22 protein-coding genes and 1 pseudogene are annotated in these 24,772 nt (G+C 45.6%); 1 reads left to right on the top strand and 22 read right to left on the bottom strand.

Translation table 11 applies throughout. The features are described from left to right. Positions 1 to 117: 117 nt before the first annotated feature. The 15 genes from B5771_RS16500 to B5771_RS16430 all read right to left on the bottom strand — a co-directional run bounded on the left by B5771_RS16500 (position 118) and on the right by B5771_RS16430 (position 14,724). Positions 118 to 1,233 (bottom strand): citramalate synthase, encoded by a 1,116-nt coding sequence (locus B5771_RS16500; RefSeq protein WP_088188518.1) that lies wholly within the window; start codon positions 1,231 to 1,233, stop codon positions 118 to 120. Positions 1,234 to 1,256: 23 nt separating this feature from the next. Beyond that, on the bottom strand, positions 1,257 to 2,093 hold the full coding sequence (locus tag B5771_RS16495; RefSeq protein WP_088188517.1) for a radical SAM protein: 837 nt from the start codon (positions 2,091 to 2,093) through the stop codon (positions 1,257 to 1,259). A gap of 282 nt (positions 2,094 to 2,375) precedes the next feature. After that, positions 2,376 to 2,636: a 4Fe-4S dicluster domain-containing protein gene (locus B5771_RS16490; protein WP_047809921.1), complete on the bottom strand. Its 261-nt coding sequence runs from the start codon at positions 2,634 to 2,636 to the stop codon at positions 2,376 to 2,378. Continuing rightward, positions 2,629 to 3,027, bottom strand: a complete 399-nt coding sequence (locus tag B5771_RS16485) for a NifB/NifX family molybdenum-iron cluster-binding protein (RefSeq protein WP_088188516.1) — start codon at positions 3,025 to 3,027, stop codon at positions 2,629 to 2,631. Before B5771_RS16485 ends, B5771_RS16490 begins: the two co-directional genes overlap by 8 nt. A 32-nt stretch (positions 3,028 to 3,059) precedes the next feature. Continuing rightward, a complete protein-coding gene (gene nifN, locus B5771_RS16480; protein WP_088188515.1) occupies positions 3,060 to 4,391 on the bottom strand; it encodes a nitrogenase iron-molybdenum cofactor biosynthesis protein NifN in 1,332 nt (443 codons plus the stop codon). Between the two features lie 4 nt (positions 4,392 to 4,395). After that, positions 4,396 to 5,751 (bottom strand): nitrogenase iron-molybdenum cofactor biosynthesis protein NifE, encoded by a 1,356-nt coding sequence (gene nifE / locus B5771_RS16475; protein ID WP_088188514.1) that lies wholly within the window; start codon positions 5,749 to 5,751, stop codon positions 4,396 to 4,398. 26 nt (positions 5,752 to 5,777) lie between these two features. Continuing rightward, the gene (gene nifK / locus B5771_RS16470) at positions 5,778 to 7,205 is read right to left on the bottom strand and encodes a nitrogenase molybdenum-iron protein subunit beta (protein ID WP_088188513.1); all 1,428 of its coding nucleotides are present in this window, start codon (positions 7,203 to 7,205) and stop codon (positions 5,778 to 5,780) included. A gap of 14 nt (positions 7,206 to 7,219) precedes the next feature. Next, positions 7,220 to 8,656, bottom strand: coding sequence for a nitrogenase molybdenum-iron protein alpha chain (gene nifD, locus B5771_RS16465; RefSeq protein ID WP_172408294.1), 1,437 nt, complete (start codon positions 8,654 to 8,656; stop codon positions 7,220 to 7,222). Positions 8,657 to 8,692: 36 nt separating this feature from the next. Then, positions 8,693 to 9,520 carry a nitrogenase iron protein gene (gene nifH, locus B5771_RS16460; RefSeq protein ID WP_047809927.1) on the bottom strand — a complete coding sequence of 276 codons (828 nt, stop codon included), beginning with the start codon at positions 9,518 to 9,520 and terminating at the stop codon, positions 8,693 to 8,695. 65 nt (positions 9,521 to 9,585) lie between these two features. After that, entirely contained in the window at positions 9,586 to 9,969 is a 384-nt protein-coding gene (locus B5771_RS16455) for a P-II family nitrogen regulator (protein WP_088188511.1), read from the bottom strand. Positions 9,970 to 9,972: 3 nt separating this feature from the next. Continuing rightward, the gene (locus tag B5771_RS16450) at positions 9,973 to 10,290 is read right to left on the bottom strand and encodes a P-II family nitrogen regulator (RefSeq protein ID WP_047809929.1); all 318 of its coding nucleotides are present in this window, start codon (positions 10,288 to 10,290) and stop codon (positions 9,973 to 9,975) included. A gap of 465 nt (positions 10,291 to 10,755) precedes the next feature. Then, positions 10,756 to 11,184, bottom strand: coding sequence for a HutP family protein (locus tag B5771_RS16445; protein ID WP_088188510.1), 429 nt, complete (start codon positions 11,182 to 11,184; stop codon positions 10,756 to 10,758). A gap of 320 nt (positions 11,185 to 11,504) precedes the next feature. Then, positions 11,505 to 13,076 (bottom strand): murein biosynthesis integral membrane protein MurJ, encoded by a 1,572-nt coding sequence (murJ, locus tag B5771_RS16440; RefSeq protein WP_088188509.1) that lies wholly within the window; start codon positions 13,074 to 13,076, stop codon positions 11,505 to 11,507. A gap of 103 nt (positions 13,077 to 13,179) precedes the next feature. Next, complete coding sequence (locus B5771_RS16435) at positions 13,180 to 14,283, bottom strand: stage II sporulation protein P (protein WP_088188508.1); 1,104 nt, start codon at positions 14,281 to 14,283, stop codon at positions 13,180 to 13,182. A 111-nt stretch (positions 14,284 to 14,394) separates the two neighbouring features. Continuing rightward, a complete protein-coding gene (locus B5771_RS16430; RefSeq protein WP_014828893.1) occupies positions 14,395 to 14,724 on the bottom strand; it encodes a phage holin family protein in 330 nt (109 codons plus the stop codon). Positions 14,725 to 14,917: 193 nt separating this feature from the next. Between B5771_RS16430 and rpsT the strand changes: the two genes are divergently transcribed. Then, complete coding sequence (gene rpsT / locus B5771_RS16425) at positions 14,918 to 15,190, top strand: 30S ribosomal protein S20 (protein WP_047809931.1); 273 nt, start codon at positions 14,918 to 14,920, stop codon at positions 15,188 to 15,190. A 98-nt stretch (positions 15,191 to 15,288) separates the two neighbouring features. Here the strand turns inward: rpsT and B5771_RS16420 are convergent, their stop codons facing one another. The 7 genes and pseudogenes from B5771_RS16420 to B5771_RS16390 all read right to left on the bottom strand — a co-directional run bounded on the left by B5771_RS16420 (position 15,289) and on the right by B5771_RS16390 (position 24,759). Further along, positions 15,289 to 16,152 (bottom strand): YitT family protein, encoded by an 864-nt coding sequence (locus B5771_RS16420; RefSeq protein WP_088188507.1) that lies wholly within the window; start codon positions 16,150 to 16,152, stop codon positions 15,289 to 15,291. A 691-nt stretch (positions 16,153 to 16,843) separates the two neighbouring features. Further along, a pseudogene (locus tag B5771_RS16415) lies at positions 16,844 to 17,703 on the bottom strand (MFS transporter). A 373-nt stretch (positions 17,704 to 18,076) separates the two neighbouring features. Next, positions 18,077 to 19,075 (bottom strand): DNA polymerase III subunit delta, encoded by a 999-nt coding sequence (holA, locus tag B5771_RS16410; protein WP_088188506.1) that lies wholly within the window; start codon positions 19,073 to 19,075, stop codon positions 18,077 to 18,079. A gap of 201 nt (positions 19,076 to 19,276) precedes the next feature. Further along, the gene (locus B5771_RS16405) at positions 19,277 to 21,721 is read right to left on the bottom strand and encodes a ComEC/Rec2 family competence protein (protein WP_348982958.1); all 2,445 of its coding nucleotides are present in this window, start codon (positions 21,719 to 21,721) and stop codon (positions 19,277 to 19,279) included. Between the two features lie 56 nt (positions 21,722 to 21,777). Beyond that, entirely contained in the window at positions 21,778 to 22,437 is a 660-nt protein-coding gene (locus tag B5771_RS16400) for a helix-hairpin-helix domain-containing protein (protein ID WP_088188504.1), read from the bottom strand. Between the two features lie 161 nt (positions 22,438 to 22,598). Next, on the bottom strand, positions 22,599 to 23,141 hold the full coding sequence (locus B5771_RS16395) for a Uma2 family endonuclease (protein WP_088188503.1): 543 nt from the start codon (positions 23,139 to 23,141) through the stop codon (positions 22,599 to 22,601). 292 nt (positions 23,142 to 23,433) lie between these two features. Next, complete coding sequence (locus B5771_RS16390) at positions 23,434 to 24,759, bottom strand: PhoH family protein (protein WP_088188502.1); 1,326 nt, start codon at positions 24,757 to 24,759, stop codon at positions 23,434 to 23,436. Positions 24,760 to 24,772 lie beyond the last annotated feature (13 nt).

Genomic DNA, 24,772 nt, shown 5'->3' with positions numbered 1-24,772 from the left:
TCCGTTCTTCGATATCTTACTACTTCCGATCTGTCATGATCTTACTACTCCTGCTTATACTAAAGGCCTTCTTTGAGCTAGCCGCAGCAAAGAAGGCCTTAGTCTTTGATTTCCCATCTAACATGAGCTCACAACAATTTCCATAATATCATCTTCTCTCAAAGCCCTCTTAATTTCGCAGGCCCGCCGTAAAATTTTAGTCAGAAGCTTATCAATGGTTTCCTGATCAAGTTCTATCCCTTTAGTCTTCAACAAGCGCAGGATGCTCTTACGGCCGGAGTATTTGCCAAAGGACGTCGTGTGTTGTCTGCCAACCGCTTCGGGAGGAAAAGTTTGATAGTTGTGAAAATCCTTTTTGAAGCCGTCGATATGAATTGACGAGGTATGAGTAAAGACGTCGTGCCCGATGATTGGTTTCGCTCTGGGGATTGGTCGCCCCGTAGCTAAACTTACCAGGGAAGCAATCGTATTCAAGCACTTTAAATCAATGCCTGTCTCCTCAGACAGGGTGTACCTCAGAGCAACTGCCACTTCTTCTAAAGGTGCATTCCCTGCCCGCTCACCCAAGCCCCCTACCGTCACGCTGACAGCCTTAAACCCAGCCTGAACAGCAGCAAGAGAGTTCGCCACAGCCATCCCCAGGTCGTTATGCGCATGGAATTCCAAAGGAATGCCGGACATCCTGACCAGATCCTGGAGGGTAAAAAATACTTTTAGGGGTTCCAAAATACCGACAGTATCGGCAAAACGCACGCGCTTAACACCTAGTCTTTCTGCTTCGGCCAAAATTTCCGCCAGAAAGATAAAATCAGCTCGACTGGCATCTTCCAAACCCAAAACAATATAGTCGACTTCTTTTTTAGCATTTAAAATGCATTGCCCCATTTGTTCGAGAACCCAAGCCCTGTCTTTTCTCAATTTGTTGCGGATCTGCTGTTCTGAAGCAGGGATGGAGATAGCGACCCCTTCAACCCCCGTACGATAACTTGCTTGCAGGTCTGTCAGCACTGCCCGGTTCCAGGTTATGAGACGAACCGGTAAATGCAAAGCTGCCAGCCGGGAAATCGTCTTAATTTCCGATTCCCCAACCGCTGGAACTCCTACTTCCAGTTCGTCGATGCCCGCATCTGCCAAAGCCCGGGCAATCATTTCCTTCTCCCGGAACCCAAAAGCGACGCCAGGGGCTTGCTCACCATCCCTTAAGGTAGTATCACATAACATAATCCGTTCCATAGCTAACACACCCTTTTTCGTTTTTAAAGTATACCAATAGCGTCCGCACGACATTGCTGACAATGTTGCATTTGCGGAAGAATTCCGCTCATACTGCTCCGGCAGCCGGCGATCATTTCCTTGGAGGGAGCTTTGATATGAGACAGTTTGGCCTGGGGAATCAAGGGAACAATATTATGAATGTGGGCACCTCGCTTTTTAATTTCTTGAGCTAAGCTATAAAGCAGCTTGTCATTAATCCCCGGGATAATCACTGTGTTGATCTTTACCGTCATACCTGCCTGGGCTGCCATTTGCAGACCTGAAAGCTGATTTTCCAGCAAAACCCTTGCTCCCTTGGGCCCAATGAGAGTTTTTCCTTTCCAGCGTACATAACTGTAAATCTTAGCTCCCACGTCCTCATCAAGGGTATTAATCGTAATCGTGATGTGGGATACTCCAATCTCTGTTAACTCTTCAATTTTTTCCGGCAAGAGCAATCCATTACTGCTTAAACAAAGAATCATGTCCGGAAATTCCCGTTTTACCCCTCGGAAGGTCGCAAACGTTGCACTGTTGGCTAAAGGTTCGCCGGGACCGGCAATTCCCACGACCCTATACTTCGGTCCCATCTCCGAACCCTTCGCCTTACGGACAGTTTCCAGAGCTTCCTCAGGCGTTTGCACCTTACTGGTTACTCCCGGCCGGGATTCATTAGCACAATCGAATTTACGGACGCAATAATTGCAGGAGATATTACACCCCGGCGCCACGGCAAGATGAATACGTCCTGTTTTGCCATGACCGTGAGTGGCAAAACAGGGGTGCCCCAGATTCAAATGGGAAGCTGTTTGATTTCTTTGTAAACATTCAATTTGCATCTTAATCCCTCCTATTACGTTTCTTCCCGGCCTTTCTGTATCAGGTGAATTGCGAACTATTTTGCCTAAATACTTGTCATTCGAGATGTCAATGTTGATGTCATTACGATACTATCCGATATTCTGATTGAATTCTCAAAAACAAACTTTATACGTTTCTTTAAAGATCAAAACCGTAGAATATGAAATATATGCTCTCTATATCATTGTCATCCAATGGGAGGTATGGATCTATTGTCCGAAGCCCTTTTTCACGGATGAAAGATTTATTGACTTCTTAATTCAGGCAGATTTCGCCTTAAAGGTATGGGCTTTCCGGACACAGACACTGCCGCAGGACTGACAGCCAATGCACTGATCCTTGCTGACAATGACAGCAACATGGCGTTCTGTCCCCTCATCATCCTCGAAGCTTTCCAACCCTAAGCATTTTTGCACGCACAATTTAACACATCTCCCACACCCAAAGCACTTGTCTTTATCAATGGTTTCTACATATAAAGGGGTCCAGGAAAATCCCCCAAATGTCCTGCAGTCAATCAATGTTCGTTCCCCTCTTTTCTTGAGCCAGTTTCTTTCTTAACCAAGGCGGCAGTTTACCGGAATTAAATAATTGCACCAGTTTACCCAATTCGTCGTAAATTTTTGTCCCTTCCGGCACCTTTAAGGGATGAATACCGCTCTGAACGAGGCGGGCTGCCGCCGGTCCGCCGATCTGAGTGCAATAGATAATGGCGCATTCTTTTAATTGCTTGATCCGAGCATCAACTTTATCTTCAGCCTCGTCTCCGCCGGCGGCCCGTTCTGTAAGAACTTGCGCAGAATGGACAAAACCCCGGCTTTTGCCTCCGAACTCAAAGACTTCAAAGGAAGGCGAAGAAGCAAAATGTGAATCTATAGATTCTCCATTGCTGCTGGCAAAGGCTATTAACATTCCAATACCCCCTCACATACTAATTTTTGATCCTACTTACTTTGTGAGTTTAACGTATCAAAGAGAAACTGTTGGGTCCCTTCATAACCGATCCAGCATTTTTGCGGATAACCAACCCGGTCAAACACCGGCAATCCCGCTCTTAAGTGAGGCTTCTTCAGCATATCTGCAGCTTGACGGCCATTGGAATTAGCAATGATCAACGTACTGGTCTGAGCCCCCTCTTCAAGAGCCTCTAAGTCTCCCACTTCAATGGGAACAGGCAGTGAGAGCCGGTGAATTCCCGCTGGGGAGGCCGCTAAGGCCAAGGTGATTTCCGCACCCACCTCAGCCAGGCAGGACGATAAACTATACAAAAGATCCATTTCCAAGGCAGCAGCAACTCTGAGCTTGCCTAATTGATCATGAAAATCAACCAGAGTATCCAACAACCGATCTCTTTGGCGCAGGACCTTTTCGGGGATCGGTCTGCCTGTTAGCCGAGCCAGAGTCAAAATAAAGGAGTCCGCTGCCGCCAGACCGGTCAGGGAAGGAAAGTTAGTATGAGGAATCCCATACGTGCGTTTGAGAAAATCTCCGGCTTTCTCCATACTTAAGCCAAAGGAAAAACAAGCACTGGACTTGGCCAAACGCCGGAAATCTTCCAGTGGTGTGCCGCCCTGTACCAGAGGAGCCGCTTCCAACTCTGCATGCCCATCCAGGGAGATCGACAAATCAGGAATTGTAATCGCCTGAAAACCAAATAAGCTGACAAGCTCTTTTAATTCATCCACATCACCTGGGGTCAAATGACATCCAGGCAGTAAGACAACGGCAGGGAGAGATTCAGCCCGACCTCTGGCCTTACCATCAGCTTCAGGCTTGGAGCTGCTGGAAACTTCCTCATCAATTTCAGAATTGGCCGTCAAAGTAGTCAGCAGTGACTCCACCGTCCGCTGATAGCCTTCTTGCATAGAGCCGATATAATCCGGAGTACTGGCTAAAACAACCGGCAGATCCAGCAAATCGGTTCGTTCCGAGCGAAGACTGGACAGGGCACTCACCATATCATCACCAAAAGTTTCTGTAAGACCGCTACTCATTACCCCGATAATTTGCGGTTTGTACTTATCGGCTGCCACGGCAATCCCTTTTTTGAGATATTCCCAACCGCCAAAGATCGCCGAATCCTCTAAAAGAGCGGTGGAATTCAAGGGAATCGGTTCTCTAAAATGGCGGGACAGCTGCAGACGGATAAAGGAAGAACATCCCTGCGAACCATGGAGTAACGCCAGAAGTCCATTCACTCCGAGAAAAGCCAAGGTTGCTCCCAAGGCAGGGCTATTTTTTTGAGGATTACCTTGATACGATCTTGCATTCATCATGCTTTTACCCTCCCACTGGGGGGAATTCTGCTCTTAAATACCCCCAAACCGGACTAAAGACAGTTCGTGTTAAAGACTCTGCAAAGGTGACCATTCCCTCATAACCGGCATAAGGAAGTTTTCGACCATGGTTAATATCGAGAAAGGGCGTTCGCGTTTTATGAGCCAAATACTTCGTCTTGCCTCCGGCAACAATCAAATCCGGTTTCTTCTCGGCAATAATCTTTAAAAATCCCGCGGAGCTGGTGTCCTCAATAATTTGAGCCGTGGGGTCCATAAGTTCTTTCATCCGTTGAAAATCCTCCGGGGTAGAGTTTTGCGTCCCTCCCGCCAGAATATTGATCCCTAATTCCGCCAGAGTAGAAACCATCGACCAGGTCTTAACACCTCCCGTAAACAAAATAGCCTGTTTATTCTCTAAACGCTTTTTATGTTGAGCTATAATTGCCCGCGTTTCCCTTTCTCGCTTCTGCACATAAGCCTCAGTTCTCGTTAATAAGTCAGGGTCCTTAAGGGCTTTAGCGATAGCAATCAGAGTTGCGGAAGTATCGTGAATTCCGTAAAAAGAGCCTTCAATGAATGGTATCCCGTAGTGAATTTCCATTTTCCGCACCAAGTTGGTCAAGCTTTTGGAGCAAATAAGGACATTTAGGCAGGCTCGGTGGGCCGAGCGCAGATCATCAAACTTGGCGTCTCCCGTGATTGCCGTTTGCAGTGTAATCCCCAGGTTTTTTAAGTCAGGCAGGATTCCCCAAAGGTCCCCGGCGATGTTATATTCGCCAATCAGATTAATGGACAAGGGAATTTTCTCCGCCGATACATCGCCGCTACCGATAACCCGTTCAAACAAAACTTCGCCGGCAATGCGGTTCCCGATATTCTTATCACCCAAAAAGCCCGGAGCATTGACAGGAATGACAGGAATGGGCAGTTCCGCCTCAGCCTCGGCACAGATTTTGCTCATATCATCACCGATCAGGGCAGATACACAGGTCGCGTAGACAAAGATTGCTTTAGGCTGATGTTTAGCGGCAATTTCCAAGATGGATTCTTTCAGCTTTGCCTCTCCGCCGTAAATCACGTCGTTTTCCAGGAGATCCGTGGTCAGCCCTCGCCGGTAAAGCTGGGAACCGGAGGAGCGAGCTCCCCGGTTATCCCATGAGTTCCCCGCACAGGCAATCGGACCGTGAACAAGATGGGCAACATCGGTAATGGGCATCAACACAACTCTGGCTCCATCATAAGCACAACTCCGCTCTGCGCCTTCACCGGGCAGGGCCTTCATGCACAATTTCGGCGAACCGGCCTCCGCCAGGGATGGTTTATCTTTGAGGTCCAATTTTGTTAGATTGGTAAACATGAATGACCCCTCCGTTCTCAACGCATCTAACGCATTAATTCAAAATAGGTGTCTGTGGAATTCCTGTCCTTTTCCTCCAGAAAGGTATTGACAATCATGGTAATCAAATTAATAACCCCGTTATAACCAATGATCGGATAGCGGTGGAGATTCACCCGGTCATAAATGGGCAGGCCGATGCGAATTAAGGGAATATCAGCATCGCGGGCTGCATATTTGCCGTGGCCATCGCCGATCAACATGTCAACCGGTTCTGTCACCAACAAAGACCGCAGGTGCCAGAGATCTTTGCCGGGATAGAGTGTCGCACCTTGACCGTAAGGGCTGGAAGCAAGCAGCTTCTCCATCGCTTTCTTAAAGGCGGGAGTGGAGTTGGTACAAACGATATGAACAGGCTCACCGCCCATTTCCAAAAGGAAGGAGACGACGCCGATCAGAATATCCGGATCGCCAAAGAGAGCAAACCTCTTGCCATGAATATATTGGTGGGCATCTGTCATAGCATCAACGGCCCGTCCCCGCTCACGGGTAATTTCCTCTGGAACATCCTGGCCCGTGAATTTGGCGATGGCTTCAATGAATCTGTCCGTTCCCCCCACGCCGATGGGCATGGGGATTGTTTCCACAGGGACTCCTTTGCCTTCCAGGTACTTACCGGTTGCCGGAGTGGAATAGGCTTGTAAGCACAAATAGCTCTTGGCATTTAAGGATTCCTTCATGTCCTGTATGGGAGTTCCGCCGGGGAAAAGCTCATAGGTACCTAAATTCGGGGAATCTAAGACCTCGCTGTGATCCGGAATAAGGGTGAAGGGAGCACCCATGACTTTGAGATAGCGCTTATATTCCCGAAGATTCGAGGGATAGGTATCAAATCCGGGGACAACATAGAGCCTGTCGTTAAGTTTACCCTCCTCTCTCGGCTCGCCTAAACAGTCAATAAGACCTTTAAGCATGGAGTCATAACCCATAATGTGCGACCCTTTGAAGCTTGGGGTGTTAGCCAAAGCTACGGGGAACTCTTTGGGGATTGAACCTTGTTCTTTGGCGTTCCCTAAATAAGCCTTAATATCATCGCCAATAACTTCCGCCATACAGCTGGTGAAAACCGCGATCAGTTGGGGCTTGTAAACGGTATAAGCATTCTTCAACCCTTCATGAAAGTTATTCTGTCCGCCAAAAACAGCCGAGTCCTCAGTCATGGAATCGGATACCGCCGCTACAGGCTCGCGGAAATGCCGGGCCAAGGTGCTGCGGAAATAAGCAGCACACCCTTGAGAACCATGGACAAAAGGCAGACATCCTTCAATTCCCAGGGAACAAAGCAGGGCACCGAGAGGTTGACAGGCTTTAGCCGGATTAATCACCAATTTTTCACGGGCAAAATTCTTTTCCCGGTATTCCATCGTATTAAGCCAATCTTTTGTGACCTTAGTACAAGTCTCCATATGCGACATCCTTTCTGCCCAACTTATTTAGCCCAAGGAGCTTTAATAGATTTCCAGGTAGGGCTGTTAATGGCCATATCCATATCCCGGGCGAAAATGGGGAACCCTTGGTAACCATGATAAGGCCCTGAATAATCCCAAGAATGCATTTGCCGGAAAGGCAGACCCATCTTCTCAAAAACATATTTCTCTTTGATCCCTGATCCAACGAGATCAGGCTTTAGTTTGTTGACAAATTCCTCAAGCTCATAGGCTGTCACATCATCGTAAATGAGGGTCCCATCTTTAATGTTGGCCATAGTTTTGTCATAATCTTCGCCGTGGGCAAATTCGTAGCCCGTCCCGATTACCTCCATGCCCAAATCCTCATAGGCTCCCACCACGTGCCGGGGGCGAAGCCCTCCTACATAAAGCATGACCTTTTTGCCCTCAAGACGTGGGCGATAAATCTCGATAACCTTTTGCATTTCTGCTTCATACTTCTCCAGAACAGCATGAGCTTTTTCCATAATGACATCATCAAACATAGCGGCAATTTTAAGAATCGATTCTCTGATCTTCGTCGGGCCGAAGAAGTTGAACTCCAGCCAAGGAGTGCCGTAAGTTTCCTCCATATGACGGGCCATGTAATTCATACTGCGATAACAGTGAATCAAATTCAGCTTGACAAGATGCCCGTTTTGCAGCATTTCCACAGTTGAATCCCCGGTCCAGATATTAACAACATTTAAGCCCATTTCTTCCAGAATTTTTTTGCTAGCCCAAGCATCGCCGCCAATATTGTAATCCCCGATAATCCCGACATCGTAGGGACCGACGTCCCGTTTCGGGCCTTTGCCGATGAGGTGATCGCGGATGGCGTCATTGGCAATATGATGACCCAACGACTGACTGATACCCCGAAATCCCTCACAGCGAACGGGAATGACCGGCAGCTTCAGCTTCTCAGTCATGCGCCGCGCCACGCTCTCAATGTCATCACCGATCAGCCCTACAGGACATTCCGAGAGGACAGAAACCCCTTTGGTATTGGGAAACAGCTCCACAACCTCTTCAATAACTTTCTCCAGCTTCTTGTCTCCGCCGTAGATGATATCGCTCTCCTGAAAGTCTGTGGTGAATAAAAAGGGAACAAAGTTGTCAACGCCGATCTCGCCTTCCGCCAGATTCCTGCGGTTAGCCCAGGAGTAAAATCCGCACCCCACAGGCCCGTGGGAAATATGGGTAACGTCTTTTACCGGCCCCCAAACAACTCCCTTGGCTCCTGCATAGGCGCACCCCCTGGCTGTCATCAGCCCCGGAACTGTTTTAGCGTTTGATTTGACAGCACAGCTGGAACACTCATTATTTTCTTTGACGGTGATATGTTTTCTCCGATTCTTTTGGGCCTTCTCCGGATAAATCTCCAATACTTCCTCAACAACCTGTTTCCGGAAATCCGTTGTCTCTAATACGCTCATAAGGCTGTCCTCCCTCATTTCCATCGCTGCCTGTTATTACATTTCCATAATGCCGAATTCCATCATTAAGGCTTCTAATTCATCCATGCTGAGCGGAGTCGGGATGGTCAGCTCTGTATTATTCTCGATTTTTCGGGCCAATTCTCGATATTGGTCTGCTTGAGGATGGCTGGGATTATATTGAATGACCGTTTGTTTGCGCACTTCAGCTCGCTGAACCTCATTATCCCGGGGCATAAAGTGAATCATTTGCGTATTTAACGCTTTAGCCAAGGCCTCAATCAGTTCCTGTTCTTTGTCTACAACACGGCTGTTACAGATTAAACCACCTAAACGCACCGTTCCGGTCAGGGCATATTTGAGAATCCCCTTAGAAATATTGTTAGCGGCATACATCGCCATCATCTCGCCGGAAGTTACAATATAAATCTCCTTCGCTTTATTTTCGCGGATCGGCATAGCAAACCCACCACAAACGACGTCTCCTAAAACATCGTAGAATACATAATCGGTATCTGAGGTATAGGCTCCGTTTTCCTCCAGAAAGTTAATCGCTGTAATAACTCCTCGACCTGCGCAGCCCACCCCTGGTTCCGGCCCCCCTGATTCCGAACAGCGAATACCTAAAAACCCTTCAACCAAAACGTCTTCCAACTCCAAATCTTCCACAGTCCCCCGCTCACGGGCTAAGTCCATCACTGTCGTTTGAGCCTTGCTATTGAGAATCAAGCGCGTGGAATCTGCTTTAGGGTCACAACCCACGACTGTGACTTTTCTTCCCATTTCTGCCAGAGCGACCACTGTATTTTGGGTGGTCGTTGATTTGCCAATACCACCTTTTCCATAAATTGCGATTTGCCTCATGACAATACATCTCCTTTATCTCTAACCTTCCAGCAGGAAATTTGCATTAACCATCCTAATCGTTATTAAACGACAGCTTCGCCTCCGGTTTCTCCGGTACGCACCCGAACAACTTCTTTCAGCGGACAGACAAAGATTTTCCCGTCTCCCATATGTCCCGTTTGGTTTGCTTTAATAATTAAATCTACAATTTCCTGAACCTGATCATCCTGGACCACAATCGTCAGCATCCGTTTGGGAATCCAGTGAAATTGGGACTCATCCGGGTGTACCTGATTAATCACAGTATTCAATTCCGGATCAACCTCAGCGGCCCATCCTCCAATTCCACCTTGTTTACCGCGGCCCTCGACACTTTGAATGGTAAGGGCGGGAAATCCGGCATCTTCGAAGACTTTCTTAGTGGCGGGAACTTGATGCCGCCGTATAAATGTCATAATTTCTTTCATAAATTACAACCCCTTTGTTCCAGAACTTACGGTATAAGCCTCTTCCACTTCCGTCACAAAAATTTTCCCATCTCCCATGGTTCCCGTTTTCGCTTTTTCGAGGATAAGGGAAACGGCCTCTTCCAGTTTGTAATCTTCGATCACTAAGAGCAGGAGCGTCTTGGGAAACTCATCGTAAACAACGTCGCCAATTCTGATTCCTTTCGTTCTGCCGCGCCCAAAGACATGCATTTTCGTTAAGGAAGGCATCCCTGCCTGAGCCAGGGACTCAGCGACCTCCTCCGTTTTATCAGGCCTGACAATTGCTCTAATCATTTTCATAGAAACCATCCTCCTTCAAGTTTTAGCGCCTATATTTTTTTGTTTAAATCCGCTGGAACCTAGGTAAACGATCAATCGCATCACCTCCTGCAGTGAACTGAAGTTTTCGAAGGTCCACCACCACTTATAGAAGGGGGTAACCAAATGCCCTTGAGAAAAGTCCTGAGAAAAAGACAAAGAGAGCCCTAATTTCTAAAATTAAGGGCTCTCTAAAACACTTTACCGCTCCAAACCATTCTTTAGTTTGGTGCCCGGTTATTCAATTATCTATCCTAATACTCTCTGGACAAACCACTATCTCTCTACAACACTGTTACACAACTATGCATTTTTACAAAAATCTTTTTACAAAACTAACTCTTTTTGCAGCTACCCATTTTACACTACTGTTGCATGCAGGGTTTTTCCTCAATACAGTCTCAAACTCTAATGCCGAATTCTTTTCAGCCAGGAACCCCTATGAAATCAAAGATGCATAAATCCCAAACCGACACGAGAATGTTCCAAAAGAGGGTGTAAGGAGGACCGGCCAAAAATTGCTACCGCAATCCACTCTGTATCCGTTGTTAAACCGATTTTTAGAGCAAAACTGGCATTGCTGTTCGTATGAATAAAAATACTGTTGCTGGCTTCCAGTGTTGCATGGATCAAAGCGTGAATTTTGCGGCCTTCCTTGGGAATTACTCCCGTATTAAAAGCAGCTGAGATCACGGAATTGGTCAGTTTCCCCGTATGCTGCAGAGTCGAGACCGTTCCCCCAAGTTCTGTCACCCCGCAGCGAATAGCTGCAGATTCCTGAAGAGCTTTCTTGAGCCTTTCTTCTTCCTCTCTCGTTTCAGTCATAGCCAAAAGGATTGCGGAACGTTCCAAGGAAGGCTTCGTTTTAACTTTCACAGCACATGCCCTTCCCTTCGAAAATTGGTTATCCTACCTGAGAGCACAAAAAAAGCCGCCAAATATCATCAAGATATCTCGACGGCTCCATTGCCTATTCGTTAACTAATAATAGATATAATACCTAAGAATTGGGTTTTTGTCACAACTGATATGTTTCCATTTTCCAGGAAATAACGTTATTTAACCAACGTTTCATGATAGCAACGTCTAAATCCATTGATTTACTAAAAGTTTCGTTCAACAAGTGAACTCGCTTACGCTAAGCTGAGCATCAGGGCTTCAGATACAATAATGTCCAGTGGACATTATTGCCGAGCTTAATGGGCCTTTTTAAACCTCCGCTGCACTAAACCAACAGTTTGCTCGAACTCTTCCATTTTCAACAGCTTTGCCGACAGGCCAAAGACTACAGCCCCCAGAGCCGTGCCGGTAACCAAGACTATAAGCGAGGAAATAGTTTTCACCCCTAAAAACTTCGTCGTCCACTGGCTCCAGATCCAAATAACAGCAGCCATAAGCAGAGAGGAAAACAGAGTCTTTAAGCCGGTTATCAACATATTTTTTCCATCCATTTTGCCTAATTTCTTGCGCAGGACGTAGAACAACAGCAACATATTGACAATGGCCGAGACTGTATCAGCCAGAGCAAGTCCCCCAGCAGCCAGAGGATGAACCAGCAAAAACATACATAAAATATCAATGGCCATAGAAATGAGTCCCAAAATAACCGGCGTCCAGGTATCCTGCAGAGCATAGAAGGCCCGGGGTAAAATTTGGATCACGGACTGAGCCGAAATTCCCAAACAAAAATACAACAAAGGGACTGTCGTCCGCGCCGTATCCTCAGCCGTAAAATGCCCATGCTGAAAGAGAGTTCGTATGAGAGGAAAACGCAGAACGATCATACCCACGGAAACCGGAAGCGTAATAAAAACAACCATTCGAATCGTTCGGGAAATTGTTTCACGCAGTCTGTCCCATTGCTTTAAAGCTGCCTGCTCTGTCATCGTTGGGAAAGAGGCCACAGCGATTGCTAAAGCAAAGATCCCGACGGGCATTTGAAAGAGACGCGATGAATACCAAATGGCGGAAATACTCCCCGGGAAAAGAGTCGAGCCAAAATTATTATTCACAGCAATTTGAATTTGATTTAAAGAATAACTCAAAATAATCGGCACAGCCAGGGCAGCAATCCGGCGCACACCGGGATTATGCCAATCAATAATAGGATGATAACGTACCCCAACCTTGCGCAGGGCAGGAATTTGGATCGCAAAATTGACCAAAGCACCGACAACTACCCCTACAGCAAACCCGGAAATACTTTCTGGTTTCGCTGGATTCGCTAGGATTGTCCCAAAAAATATAACGCTGGCATTATATAAAACCGTGCCTAAAGCCGAGGGCCAAAAGATTTTATAAGAGTTCAGAACACCCATCGTCAAACCGCTAAAAGCCATAAATAAGGGCTGCATCAGCAAAATTCGCGTTAAATGGGTCGTCAGCGCAATATCTTTGGCCTGAAACCCAGGGACCATAAGCTTCAAAAACTCCGGTGTGAAAAAGAGCCCAAACAAGACGAATACCCCAAGAGCAATAAAGATGATATTCACAACAGAACTAACGACACGCCAGCCCTCATCTTCCTTGCCCTGAGCAATATATTCGGAAAAAACGGGAATAAAAGCAGCACTCAAAACTCCGCCTACCAATAACCAATAGAGCAAGTCAGGGAGAATAAACGCCGTATTATAGGCATCCGTAACTCGACTCTGCCCAAAAAAACCTGCAATTAACGTTTCCCGCAAAAAACCCAGGAGTCGCGAAGCCATTTGCGCTGCCATTAAAAATCCGGCGGCTTTTAAAAGTGTACGGTTGGTTGATGACATTTCTAACCTCTTCTCCCCATCATCCTATTCTCACCTTCCGCATTATAGCATTTTTCACGAGATAAAGAAAACTTAGTGATTCTTCCTTCTTATCTCCATTATGTTATCTATTAGACGTTTCCTTAAGATAATCCGCCAAAATATCGGCGACGGCTTCCGCTGCACCGTTAGCTTCCTCTAAAGTATTGAGCTGACTTCCAAATTCCAGCAATATGCCGCCGTTAGAAAGATGTTGATTGTAACGGGCATCATCGGCGTAACTAATATTGGCCGCGAAAAGACCGGGATATTTCTTATTCCCCAATGCAATAAGTTTCCTTGCCAAAGCATCATTAATTTGCCAATGAGGGTTTTTCTTGCCAATGACAACCATTACCGGGCTAACATCTTTACCCTTAACGCTGACTGTCTCTTTGGACACCCCCGGCGGAAATCCATCCCGATGAAGGTCGATTAAGATTTTAATGGTCGGATAATCTTTAAGGAGTTTGGCTGCCGTATTAATAGAACGGGAATATGCCGTCATAAAATTTTCGCCATCATGGATGGTTAGAGAATGAGCGGCTTCAATGCCATGTTGTCCCAGGGACTTTTTCAAAGTTTCTCCTACCGTAACAACGTCTCCATTTTCCCCTTGCCTGCGGTCCGGACCTCCGTCTCCGGAATAACATTCACTGTTATGCGTATTGTAAATTCCTACAAGAACATCCTTGGAACCGGAAACCGGCGGCGCAGGAGTCGTTGCCGCATTATTATTCACTTTAGGCGGACTTTCAATAGGTTCAAGTATTGGTCCCTCAAACTCCGGATCTTTAGGATTATAAGCCCACCCTAACCAAGTCGGCCCTTCAGGAGGCGGAGAAAAATAGCTAAGAAAAAACGTGCGCGGATCGGCGACATTAACACCTGTTAATAAATACATTCCAGTTGCTAAACTCTGACTCCTTACCTCATCTAAGCGGGCACGCTGCGGTTGAGAGTAACCCGGAATCCCTTCCAGCAAGACAGCTTCCAAAGGAAAGGATTGCTGAGTTAAAAACTGGACAAATTGGACTGAGCTTTCATTTTTAATTGAATATATAAAGCTTAGCAGGACAAGGCAGCAGACCAGGCCAAAAAACAACCCTCTAATCCATTCTTTAAATTTCCAGGCTTTAATTTTTTTATTATTGTAATGATTATAATGATAATAATTTTCCCGCAACAAAGAACTTGTCCCCCCTTTCTCCTATTGAAGAAATATGAGGGACAAGTCTTAAGTAGAACTAAAAAGTAATTTCTGTCTTGACGTTTATCGTTGATAGCCCCAAAAAATTAACTAACGAAGTTTTGTCGGCACAAAACTATCTACAATTCCAATAACCAGGGAAGCTAATAAAGCCCCAATAATGGAAACTGAAATGGAACCGGGAACGATAAACTGGCTCAAATAAATAACTACAGCTGCAGTTATGAAGCCAATAGAACCTCGTCCCATCCGTGAAACCTTGTTCCCAAAGGCCAATTCAACCAAATATCCTAAAACAGCAATGACCACCGCTGCAATTAGGGCACCTGTGAAACCGGCGACTCGCAGGCCTGGAACAATATAGCTCACTAATAACAAAACCAAAGCAGATACGATAAACCTTACGATCATACCTATCATTGATAGACCCCCCCTTATTTATTTTCTCGCTTTTTTTGAAAGCAATCTTAAACTACGAAACTAGTTTTAACAAAAAACAAGAAATTTATTTATTCCATTCTCATCCTAATTTACCTTGATAATTATAAATCAAAATGTTAAAATATAGTTTGTGTACAACTGAGGATATCGCAACCAAAGGGGGTGACTATAAGTGCCAAACATTAAATCTGCCATCAAAAGAGTCGAGTTGGGCAAAGCTCGCATGATTAAGAATGCTGCTGCGAAATCAGCTTTACGTACGACCATCCGACGTTTTGAAGAGTCAATCAGCACAGATTCTGAGACTGCAGCACTCGCTTTGAAAAAGGCTACTCGTGCTTTGGATAAAGCCTCCTCCAAGGGTTTAATTCATAAGAACCTAGCAGCTCGCAAAAAGTCCCGTCTGACTAAGAGATTTCATACACAATTTTCTAAAGTAGGTTAAGCTTATATTTCTTACGATGACGCAAAAAGAGAGCGACGATTTATCGTCGTTCTCTTTTTGTGCTCATTACTAGGCAATTTCATCAACTTTGTATTGGTTTACATATAGGACTTGTCCATAGAAAAGCCGCGTCCGTTTACCTTATTAACTTGGTTAATTATCATAAACGCATTAGGATCTATAGAAAGGGCCAGCTTATTAAGCAAAGGCAGTTCTCTGTTTGAGACTACTGTCAGAAGAACTGGGGTTTTATCGTGGAAGTAACCTGTCTCTGCTTGAATTATGGTGGAACCTCTGTCCAAATGGTGGATAATCATCTGGTTAATTTCCTTGTATTTTTTACTGATGATTTTTACCTGCATACGGGATTGCCCGAGCAAAAGTACTTTATCTAAGACAACGGTATAGATAAGTACCAGCAAGATTCCATAAAGCACTTGCTCCTTGTTGGCAAACAGCATTTGTAATAACAAGATGGTGAAGTCAAAAGCGTACAAAGTGATGGAAACAGAAACCCCAAATTTCTTATTCAATACCAGGGGAGGTATATCCATACCTCCGGTGGATGCACCCGCTCTAATGACAAGTCCAAGGCTTAAACCGATCATAAGACCGGCATAGATAGCAGAAAGCAAATGGTCAGAAGTCATGCTCTGCAGAAATGGGAGATTTTGAAAAACACCAAGAATTAATGGATAGTAAAAGGTGCTTATCAAGGTAGTCAGAGCAAAGGCTCTGCCCAGTACCAGTGCGCCAAGGATAAACATAGCAATATTGAAAAGCGAAACAAAGAGTGTAATAGGGATATTAAACTGATGATAAAAGAATAAGGCTAATCCCGTTGAGCCTCCAGTTATCAATCCGCTAGGAAGAATAAAGGCAGTTACTGCCAAAGCATAAAGAGTATTGCCGAGGAGAATTAAACCAATAGTTTTGAAGATGGACCAATTAATTTTAACCATATAATCTACTCCTTGTAAATTCTTTCACTAAATGACAGCCTAGGAAAAACCTTATGTTAAAATTTACAATTTTGATTCGCTTCAGCCGGATAGAATAACTAGTTTAGCTCATGAGGTCAGAGCTTTAGCTGAACGAGTTCACTATATTGACACTCCCACGGCTAAAGCCGATGGGATTCTTGGGTGATTAAACCGAAGTGCATTTCTGCTATCGGAGTGTGACCCCAAGTTAAGGGCTATGCCATTAGCCCGTCCTAAAGCAGTACACAATGGTACTCTAGGCTGATAGCCTGTTACCAGCTACCACAGTTTCTTTGAAAACGATCGTTTTAACGTCTTTTTCTTGACGACACATAGAGTTTTACCTGATAGATGCATTAGCTATCAGAACCTCTTACTCTATCCAGTTTTCAAAGATCAAACTAATATTAGTTTATCATAGAGCTAAGACATTTACATTTACATTTACATTTACATTTACATGAAATTACGAAGCCGGCCTTCATCCCACGATTGAAACCGTGGGCTTTCGGCTACGTTTCTGTAAAGAAGTGCACATCTAAGTTACTAGGCAAACTTTGTATTTTCCGATCGTAAGCGCCCCCCCACTTCAAGTGGGGGGCTCATATCTTGCTTCGTTGGGGGTAGAGCAGCTAAGCATTCGGCCTAGCTGCTCCATATTTTATGCGGTTTAATATGCATTTTCCTTTAGGCAAAGCTTTTTATACACTTTAAAATACACCCAGATAGCATTTATCAGCAACAATGCGCTGGATACAAAAAAGACATATTGAATCCCCAAGTAGGCTGCCACCTGCCCGCCTAAAACAGCACCGCCAAATACGCCCAGATACCCCGCAGACATGGTAAATCCAAAAACTGCGCCAGTAAGAGAATCTGGTGTAATTTTCTTAACAAGGGTATTAATTGAAGGATTCAATCCGGCTATTGCTAATCCTAATAAAAAGCGCAGTCCTATCAGTTGCCATGGATTTTTTACAAAAGCTTGGGGTATATAAATAATTCCGGCAGCAATGCTCCTGTTATGAAAAATACAGGTTGAAAACCAAGGTACTCTTCAATTAAGCCGCCAATAATTGGGCCTAACAAAGAACCTGCAATACTTCCGGTTGAAAGCGTACCCAGTGCATATCCAGCGTGTTCCTTATCCGTTTGAGTTGCAATCAAGGCAGTACAAGCTGTGCTATAACCTGTTATTGCGCCCTGTAATAATCTTAGTCCAATCAGTACATATACATTCGGCGCAAACCCCATGCAGCCGATAATGAGAGCCATACCAAGGCTTGCCCGCAGAATCATAGGCTTTCGCCCAACTTTGTCGGCAATATGACCCCAAATCGGCGAGAAAATAGCTGAAATTATATAGGTAATACCAAAAGCGATTCCGGAAAGTTTGGCAATGGAAGATGCATTATGAACCCCCAAATGCTGAATATAAAGGGGCAATACCGGGGCAATTTGACTCATTCCTATACCTGCTACAAACATTCCGAACCAGCAAACGAATAAATTTCTTTTCCAAATTGGCATAAAAATAAGCCTCCTTTTATAATCCGTTACAATAGCCGAGCGCCTCTTATGGACGAAATCCAAAAAGGCGCTCACTTCGTGATTCCTAAAAAGTTCTTCGGCTTTAATCCAAGGAAGGAATACAATCGTCAACCGTAAGCACGTCTGCTTATCTAAGCATGCATCTGAAAGCACTTTAATGGCATAGTCTTTATCAGCAGCTTCGCGCAATGTTGACAGAACGACACCACTTGTTGACCAACAGGGAAGTTTTATAATGTTTATTTTCCATGTGTTTTACAACTCCTTTGCATTACGATAGCATAAATGGAGAACTCTCCATATATTATAACAGGAGAGTTCTCCACATGTCAACAACGTAAATTAGAGCACTTTACTCGCAAAATTTCACAATCATCACTTCTAATAAAAGCCCCGGATCTCCGCCGCTTGTTTTCAGGGCCAGATCTGTCTTTAAACATTCCTGCAACCCTCGGGTTAATTTCTCCGTCGAGAGATGGAGGGATTGCTGCCATAACTTTTGAGCTTCAAAGGGTGAAATTCCCAAAGCTGACGGCGCTTCTGAAACGCTTCCGCCCCGTTCTCGCAAAGCATTACAGCCTAAGAGCAGCCGCACTTGACGAACCAGCAACGTTAGTACCTTTAGGGGATGCTCCTTGCGCAGAACTTCATGTAAGGCCGTAATTGCCTCCTTGGCGGAGCGCTTCGCCACCGCATCAAGAAGTTGAAAGACGGTCGCCTCAATAGTTTGGATCGTCACTGCTTTAAAGTCGTCTGCCGTGATCGTCTTCCGATCTCCTATATAAATTTCAAGTTTATCTAATTCTCGGTTTAGGACGCCCGTATTATGCCCGGCCCATTCAATAAATTGGGCAACAGTCTGACGGCTCATCGTTTTTCCGCGAAGTTTTACCTCATCTTGAAGCCATTCAAGCCAATCCTGAGGTCGTTTGGGAGAGCGAAACTCCAGAATTTCTCCCGCTCGATCAAGAGCTTTATAAAGCTTCCTCCCTTTATGGACATTATCTGCCAGAAACAAAAGACAAGTCGAAGGATTAGGATTCGTGAGATAGTCCAGGATAGGCTCGAGATCAGCAGTTTGTCCGTCTTGGAAATAAGTAACCTCTTCAACTACAACTAAGCGATTAGCAAAAAAAGACATGGAATTAGCTAATTCACAAATATCGCCAGGAACAACAGACTTCGCTGAAACACGCTCGATCCCGCTTCCTGAAGGATCTGTCTGAAGATAGAAGGACTTAAGAACCTCATAGGCCTCTTGCCTTAAATAATGGTCTTCACCATACCATAAATAAACGGGTGGAATCTTACCCTTTACAACACTCGCCTTAACTTGTTCAATTTCTTTCATGAAATCCACCCCCTTTGCTCATTTTAATCGAGACCTCAAAAAAAAGCCAGATTTTACTCCTCAGACTTGTACGAAAAAAGCCCTCCACGACTCATGATCGTGAAGGGGCAAAAGAAAGAGGAGGAGAAAAGAGATGTTCCTTGTTATTCTTACCCAATATTTCCTTTTTATACATAAGGTCATGTCTCAGGAGAACTTTTTTTAAGATGCTTGTCTGCCAGAAATAATATCTATCGTTCCGGCTTTAAATAGAACTCTTAACGTACCCTGCTCATCTGTACGGTATACCGGAATGTGACGATCATTCCAGTACTGCAAAACCTCAGGAGCCGGATGGCCAAACGTATTTTTTCCGACTGAAATAATAACCGCTCTTGGATTAAGTCTGTCAAGCCAGGGTTTGTCCAGCGAAAAACGGCTTCCATGATGAGGCTCTTTGAAAACGTCCGTTTCAACAGTCTCTCCCGCAGCTGCGATCTCTTCCATCTCTTCTTGCTCCATATCTCCAGTTAAAAATACCTTCTGACCTAAATAATTGAGCATCATCACCAGAGAATTATTATTTGGATCCGAATGAGTGTTGGCAAGAACTTCTTGGGGACCAAAAACCTCCAAAAAAGCTCCGGAATCCAGCTCGATACGATCTCCAGTTTGTAATGTCTTTAATACTTCGGATTGGTCAGTCAAACCTGCGGGAAGTCCCGCTTCCCATTCTTCATTCTCCAAACGTTCTCCCACGTTGGGTACCCCAATCCAATCGGTAGGAATCACATCTAAGACGGCTCGAATTCCCCCGATGTGATCCTGATCTTCATGAGTAATCAGTACAGCATCTAAATGACCGATTCCCCTTTGCAGCAAATAGGGCAAAACGACCCGCTCTCCCGTATCAAAGCTCTTACTGCGCGGACCGGCATCAATTAAGAGGGCATGTTTTTCAGGAGTTCGAATTAAGATAGAATCCCCCTGCCCTACATCAAGAAAATCCACTTCCAATTCCTTAGAAAAATTCCAAGGACTCCAAAGCAGTGCGAACATGAGCAAAAGACCGCTAAAACGCCAATAATAACAGCTGCGCTTTGTAGCTTCTGAACCGCTTGGAAAAACACCTTCGCTCAAAACCCTTAATCTATGACTAATTGCAGCGCATCGTAACGTTATAAGCTTTGGTGCAGCTGCTTCCAGTCGTCGTTTCAGAGAGAGTAACCCGACCTTAAAACTGAAAAACGTCCGCTCCTTTCCCCAGAGAAGAACGCCCATGGTTCCATACCAGACCAAGCCAAAAAGCGGCCCCGGATTAACAATCCAGACATCTGCCCAAGGAACGCCGGCCAGTACCTTCAAAACCTCGTTCGCCCCGCCCAAAAGCCAGAGACTAACTTGGAAAAACGGAGCACACAGACTCCAGGAGAAGGAGGCAATGACGCCCATCAAACCTATCTCCAGCACACTGCCAAGAAGAAAAAGAATCAGCACATTGGCCAGGAGCCCGATCAGAGACAAACGGTGAAAAGCCGCAATGAGCAGGGGCAGCACAGCCATCTGAGCCCCTATGGTGCTTGCCAAAACCGTTCGAAATAAAGCAGGAACCCGTTGAAAGCAAGCCGTTGGCAAAAGCCGAGGTACAAGTACCACCAGCCCCCAAGCCGCACAAAAAGACAGCTGAAAGCCAAGATCCCGAATCAGCAAAGGATTAAGGATAAATAACCCAGCCCCGGTCAAGAGCAACCAGCGAAGGGCTGCCACCCGTCCCCGGCCAAAACGTCCTAAAAGAACGGCAACTCCTAAGACAGTTGCTCGGACAATCGGAGCATTTCCCCCGCATAAAGCCCCATAAAGAATCAGAGCCAGTATCGCCCCTATAATCCGCAGCCGTTTCGGCAGGAAACCCAAAACCAGCCAAGCCAATCCCATGACAAAGGCAACATTTGATCCCGAGGCGGCGAAAACATGCAGAACACCAGTCACCTTATAGCGTTCTTGAATTTCAGACGGAATATGACTGGAATCACCAAAGAAAATTCCTTCGAGAACCCCCGTATCCTGAGGATCCCATGCTTCTAACTGTCTATGAACGTTGTGGCGTATTTTCCAAGTCAAAGACGGCTCTCCAAAAGCAGTCAACTTAGCATCTCCCTGCGCTGTCAACGTTCCGCTAAGCCCCCTGACCGCATTGTACAAACGCAGATCAAAGCCGCCCGGTGTACCCACCGGCTTCGGTCTCTCCAGACGGCCAAAAAATTCAACCCGATCTCCCGGCTGAACCCCTAGCCATTGTCCAGGTACTTTCCCCGCTTTATCCGCATAGACAACTAAGCGATATGACTGACCTCCCAGCTCTTCCCTTAGCTCACTGTCCGCCACAGCCTTTTCAACCAAGAGCACCCCGACGCTCTTATCACTCCCCGCATTCCAATCTCTAAGAACACCGGTAATTTCAACTCTATTTAAAGTCAACGGCTCCAAAAGCATTCTATCAGTCAAAGCACCATACATATAACCCAACAAAAGAGTAACGGCCAACAACAAAAACTCTGGCCGATAAACTTTGCCCCAAAAATCACGGGGCCGCCAAAACAAGACCAAGCGCAGCCCCAATAAGCAGAGAACACCAAACACCCAAAAGCGCAGAGACTCAGGTGTCAAAGCAGCGCAAAGCCCCCCACACAATAAAGCAGCCGAGCGTCCAACCCAAGGATCTCTCATGGCCCAACCATTACTTGCGCAGCCATTTTCTCATAGGTCTTCGCACCAATACCGGAAACATTCTGCAGGTCTTCCGGCTGGGAAAAGAGCCCATGCTCCGTTCGATACTGAACAATCCTTCCAGCCAACGCCGGCCCTACACCAGGCAGCTTGTCCAGCTCTGTAACCCCGGCAGTATTAATATTTATTTTACCCTCAGCAGATCCCGCACTAACCTTTCCCGTACTTATACCCCCGGCACTTACAATACCACCACTTCCAGAAACCTCACCCGCCCCCTTCGTCACGCCGCCGTTTTCCGCACTTCCTCCCGTCGGGGGAGTTCCGACACCTCCGTTTAACGATGCCGAAAGATTCTTATAAGGCACCGTAATCTTCTGCCCATCCTTGAGGCGTTCTGCCGGATTCATACTCTCCAAATTAGCCTCCGGTAAAAGATGAACCTGTTTTAAAGCATCATCCAAACGTGCATCCGGCGCTAGATGAACAAGCCCTGGGGTTTTAACGGCTCCGGCAACGTAAACGACAATTTCGCGGTTAGCAGCAGATTTTTGCAAATAGGCATTTGTGCCATGAGGCAAAAACAGCTTCCAGATGGCCAAAACCACCAGCATAAAAAGAACAAACCACCAAACCTTACGCAGCTTACGCTCCATTGACCGAACCCCCATTCAGGTTACCATTGGTGACTATTAGTTCTGCCCTCGTATCTTGGAAAACACCATAATTCCCTCTCTAACTTCGCAATCCATTACAAGCCCCTATAAATGATAAAGGCTCAGTCACAACTAATGATTGAAATTCACACACTTCTACCCTAAACAAATATATCGCTTAATTCTACACTTAAACCTTCAAATAAATATGACCTAGCAACATCGTGATATATCATTTGTTCATCGGAAACAAAGTTCCAGACTGTGATGCATTTTGATTTTGGATCAATGATCCAGTATTCCTTCACTCCTGACCGTTTGTACAGAGCAGCCTTTTCGATGTTATCAGCATAAACCGAAGATGGTGAAACAACCTCGACGATAAGTACTGGAATCTCCTCAATGAAGGTTGAATTTATGTCGTTGTTACCACAAACCACCGTAATGTCAGGGATCACATCCCCAATTTTTCTTTTTTCATCATCCAAAAACCTGATATTAACTCCTTGTAACATCTGGCAATTCTTATCCGTAACATGTCCATCCAAAATTTTAGCCACTTGAAAACAAATTCGCTGATGTAGGGGTGACGGCGCTGGAGTCATATACACGATGTTATCAATAAACTCCACTTTATCATTACTTGCTTCTCTGAGTTTAAGAAAGTCCTCGTAAGAAATGGTTCTGGCTTTTACAAGGGCCATATCGCTTCCCCCTATTTTACATATATTACAAGTCAATTATATCACAGAGATTTTTCTTTGCTAAAAAAACTCCTATTTAATTTTGATTTCGGTAAATTCCCTCCTTTTCCTGCTGCAAAGTATTTCTTATCCTGTCGAATAGGCAAGGGATTTCATTTTGAGATGCCAACAGCCTCTTGCAGTCAGCAAACTCCGTGAAAGAGACTTGACCCCAGATTCGGGGCGGCGCACAGGTCCCCTCTCGCCATCCATGGCCGTCGGACGTGCGCCGCCGCCATAGCACCATCTCCCTCTAAAGCAAGCTTGCCGCCCTTGTCGCCAAATCGCTCCGTTCCCCGTGAATCAGCCGCACCTGGCCATAGAACGGCTGCCCTTTCAGCCGGGAGGCAATATACGCCAACCCATTACTTTCCCTATCCAAATACGGATGATCAATCTGATCCGTATCTCCGCAAAGGACAATTTTCGTTCCCTCACCGGCACGAGTTATGATCGTCTTAACCTCATGGGCCGTCAGATTCTGGGCCTCATCGATAATCAAAAATTGATTAGGAATACTCCGTCCCCGAATATACGTGAGCACTTCAATTTCCAACTGCTTTTTCTTTATCAGCAGGTCAATAGCACTCTCCACAATAGACTCACCGTTTCGCTCCCGTTCCTTATCCCGCTTTGGCCTTAACAAAAACTCCAAATTGTCATAAATAGGCTGCATATAGGGACGTACCTTTTGTTCCTTTTCCCCGGGAAGAAAACCAATATCTTTGCCAAAAGGAATTATCGGCCGCGCACAAAGCAGGCGAACATATTTCTCAGCGTGAACCGTCTGTTCCAAACCACTCGCTAAAGCAAGCAAAGTCTTTCCCGTCCCCGCCGGGCCCATCAGATTGACCAACTTAATTTCCGGATTGTGGAGCATCTCCAAAGCCCAGGACTGCTCCATATTTTTGGGCCGAATATCCCAGGAAGCCCGCCCCTGCCCCAGGCAATTAATCAGCTTATTGCCCTCCGGCGACGCAACAAGCGGGAGGACACAATGATCACTCAAAACGGTCTTGATACAGCCATTAGCTGGTAAAGGCTCTTGCCAATAAATAAAGTTATTCCGGTATAGTTGATCAATTTGCCCATCTTCCAGGGATACAGTCAAAACTTCATCCTTAATCTGAGTCATAGCCACCTTGTCATTATAATAATCCTCCGTCAAAATACCCAAAGCATCAGCTTTAACACGCATAGCGATATCCTTCGTAACCAATATCACACTGCGCTCTTCCTCATGAGCCAAACTTAAGGAAACTGCCAAAATTCTATTATCCGCTAAACCCAGATCGGACTTAAGCGGAAGAATTTCCTTGGAATAATGATTAAGTTCAATCCGAATTATTCCCCCGCCAGGTAAAGGAACTCCTTGGGAAAGCTGACCGGAATTCCGCAAACAATCCAGATTTCGAATAGCCTCCCGAGCCGCTCGGCCAACATTATCCTGCTGACGTTTTTTGCTTTCGATTTCCTCTAAAACAACAAACGGAATAATAACCTCATTATCTTGGAATTGAAAGATCGCTCTCGGGTCATGCAATAATACGCTGGAATCGAGCACATAGACCTTTTGCAAACTAACACATCCT

The sequence above is a fragment of the Desulfosporosinus sp. FKA genome, from assembly GCF_002196785.1.
Lineage (GTDB): Bacteria > Bacillota > Desulfitobacteriia > Desulfitobacteriales > Desulfitobacteriaceae > Desulfosporosinus > Desulfosporosinus acididurans.
The sequence above is the reverse complement of the archived record's forward strand: the minus strand, read 5'-3'. Positions and strand labels throughout refer to the sequence as shown.

Bases quoted from the DNA above. Each gene is read 5' to 3' on its own strand.
- B5771_RS16500 (WP_088188518.1), bottom strand. From the start codon at position 1,233: ATGGAACGGATTATGTTATGTGATACTACCTTAAGGGATGGTGAGCAA.
- B5771_RS16495 (WP_088188517.1), bottom strand. From the start codon at position 2,093: ATGCAAATTGAATGTTTACAAAGAAATCAAACAGCTTCCCATTTGAAT.
- B5771_RS16485 (WP_088188516.1), bottom strand. From the start codon at position 3,027: ATGTTAATAGCCTTTGCCAGCAGCAATGGAGAATCTATAGATTCACAT.
- nifN (WP_088188515.1), bottom strand. From the start codon at position 4,391: ATGATGAATGCAAGATCGTATCAAGGTAATCCTCAAAAAAATAGCCCT.
- nifE (WP_088188514.1), bottom strand. From the start codon at position 5,751: ATGTTTACCAATCTAACAAAATTGGACCTCAAAGATAAACCATCCCTG.
- nifK (WP_088188513.1), bottom strand. From the start codon at position 7,205: ATGTCGCATATGGAGACTTGTACTAAGGTCACAAAAGATTGGCTTAAT.
- nifD (WP_172408294.1), bottom strand. From the start codon at position 8,656: ATGAGCGTATTAGAGACAACGGATTTCCGGAAACAGGTTGTTGAGGAA.
- nifH (WP_047809927.1), bottom strand. From the start codon at position 9,520: ATGAGGCAAATCGCAATTTATGGAAAAGGTGGTATTGGCAAATCAACG.
- B5771_RS16455 (WP_088188511.1), bottom strand. From the start codon at position 9,969: ATGAAAGAAATTATGACATTTATACGGCGGCATCAAGTTCCCGCCACT.
- B5771_RS16450 (WP_047809929.1), bottom strand. From the start codon at position 10,290: ATGAAAATGATTAGAGCAATTGTCAGGCCTGATAAAACGGAGGAGGTC.
- murJ (WP_088188509.1), bottom strand. From the start codon at position 13,076: ATGTCATCAACCAACCGTACACTTTTAAAAGCCGCCGGATTTTTAATG.
- B5771_RS16430 (WP_014828893.1), bottom strand. From the start codon at position 14,724: ATGATAGGTATGATCGTAAGGTTTATCGTATCTGCTTTGGTTTTGTTA.
- B5771_RS16420 (WP_088188507.1), bottom strand. From the start codon at position 16,152: ATGGTTAAAATTAATTGGTCCATCTTCAAAACTATTGGTTTAATTCTC.
- holA (WP_088188506.1), bottom strand. From the start codon at position 19,075: ATGAAAGAAATTGAACAAGTTAAGGCGAGTGTTGTAAAGGGTAAGATT.
- B5771_RS16400 (WP_088188504.1), bottom strand. From the start codon at position 22,437: ATGGAGCGTAAGCTGCGTAAGGTTTGGTGGTTTGTTCTTTTTATGCTG.
- B5771_RS16395 (WP_088188503.1), bottom strand. From the start codon at position 23,141: ATGGCCCTTGTAAAAGCCAGAACCATTTCTTACGAGGACTTTCTTAAA.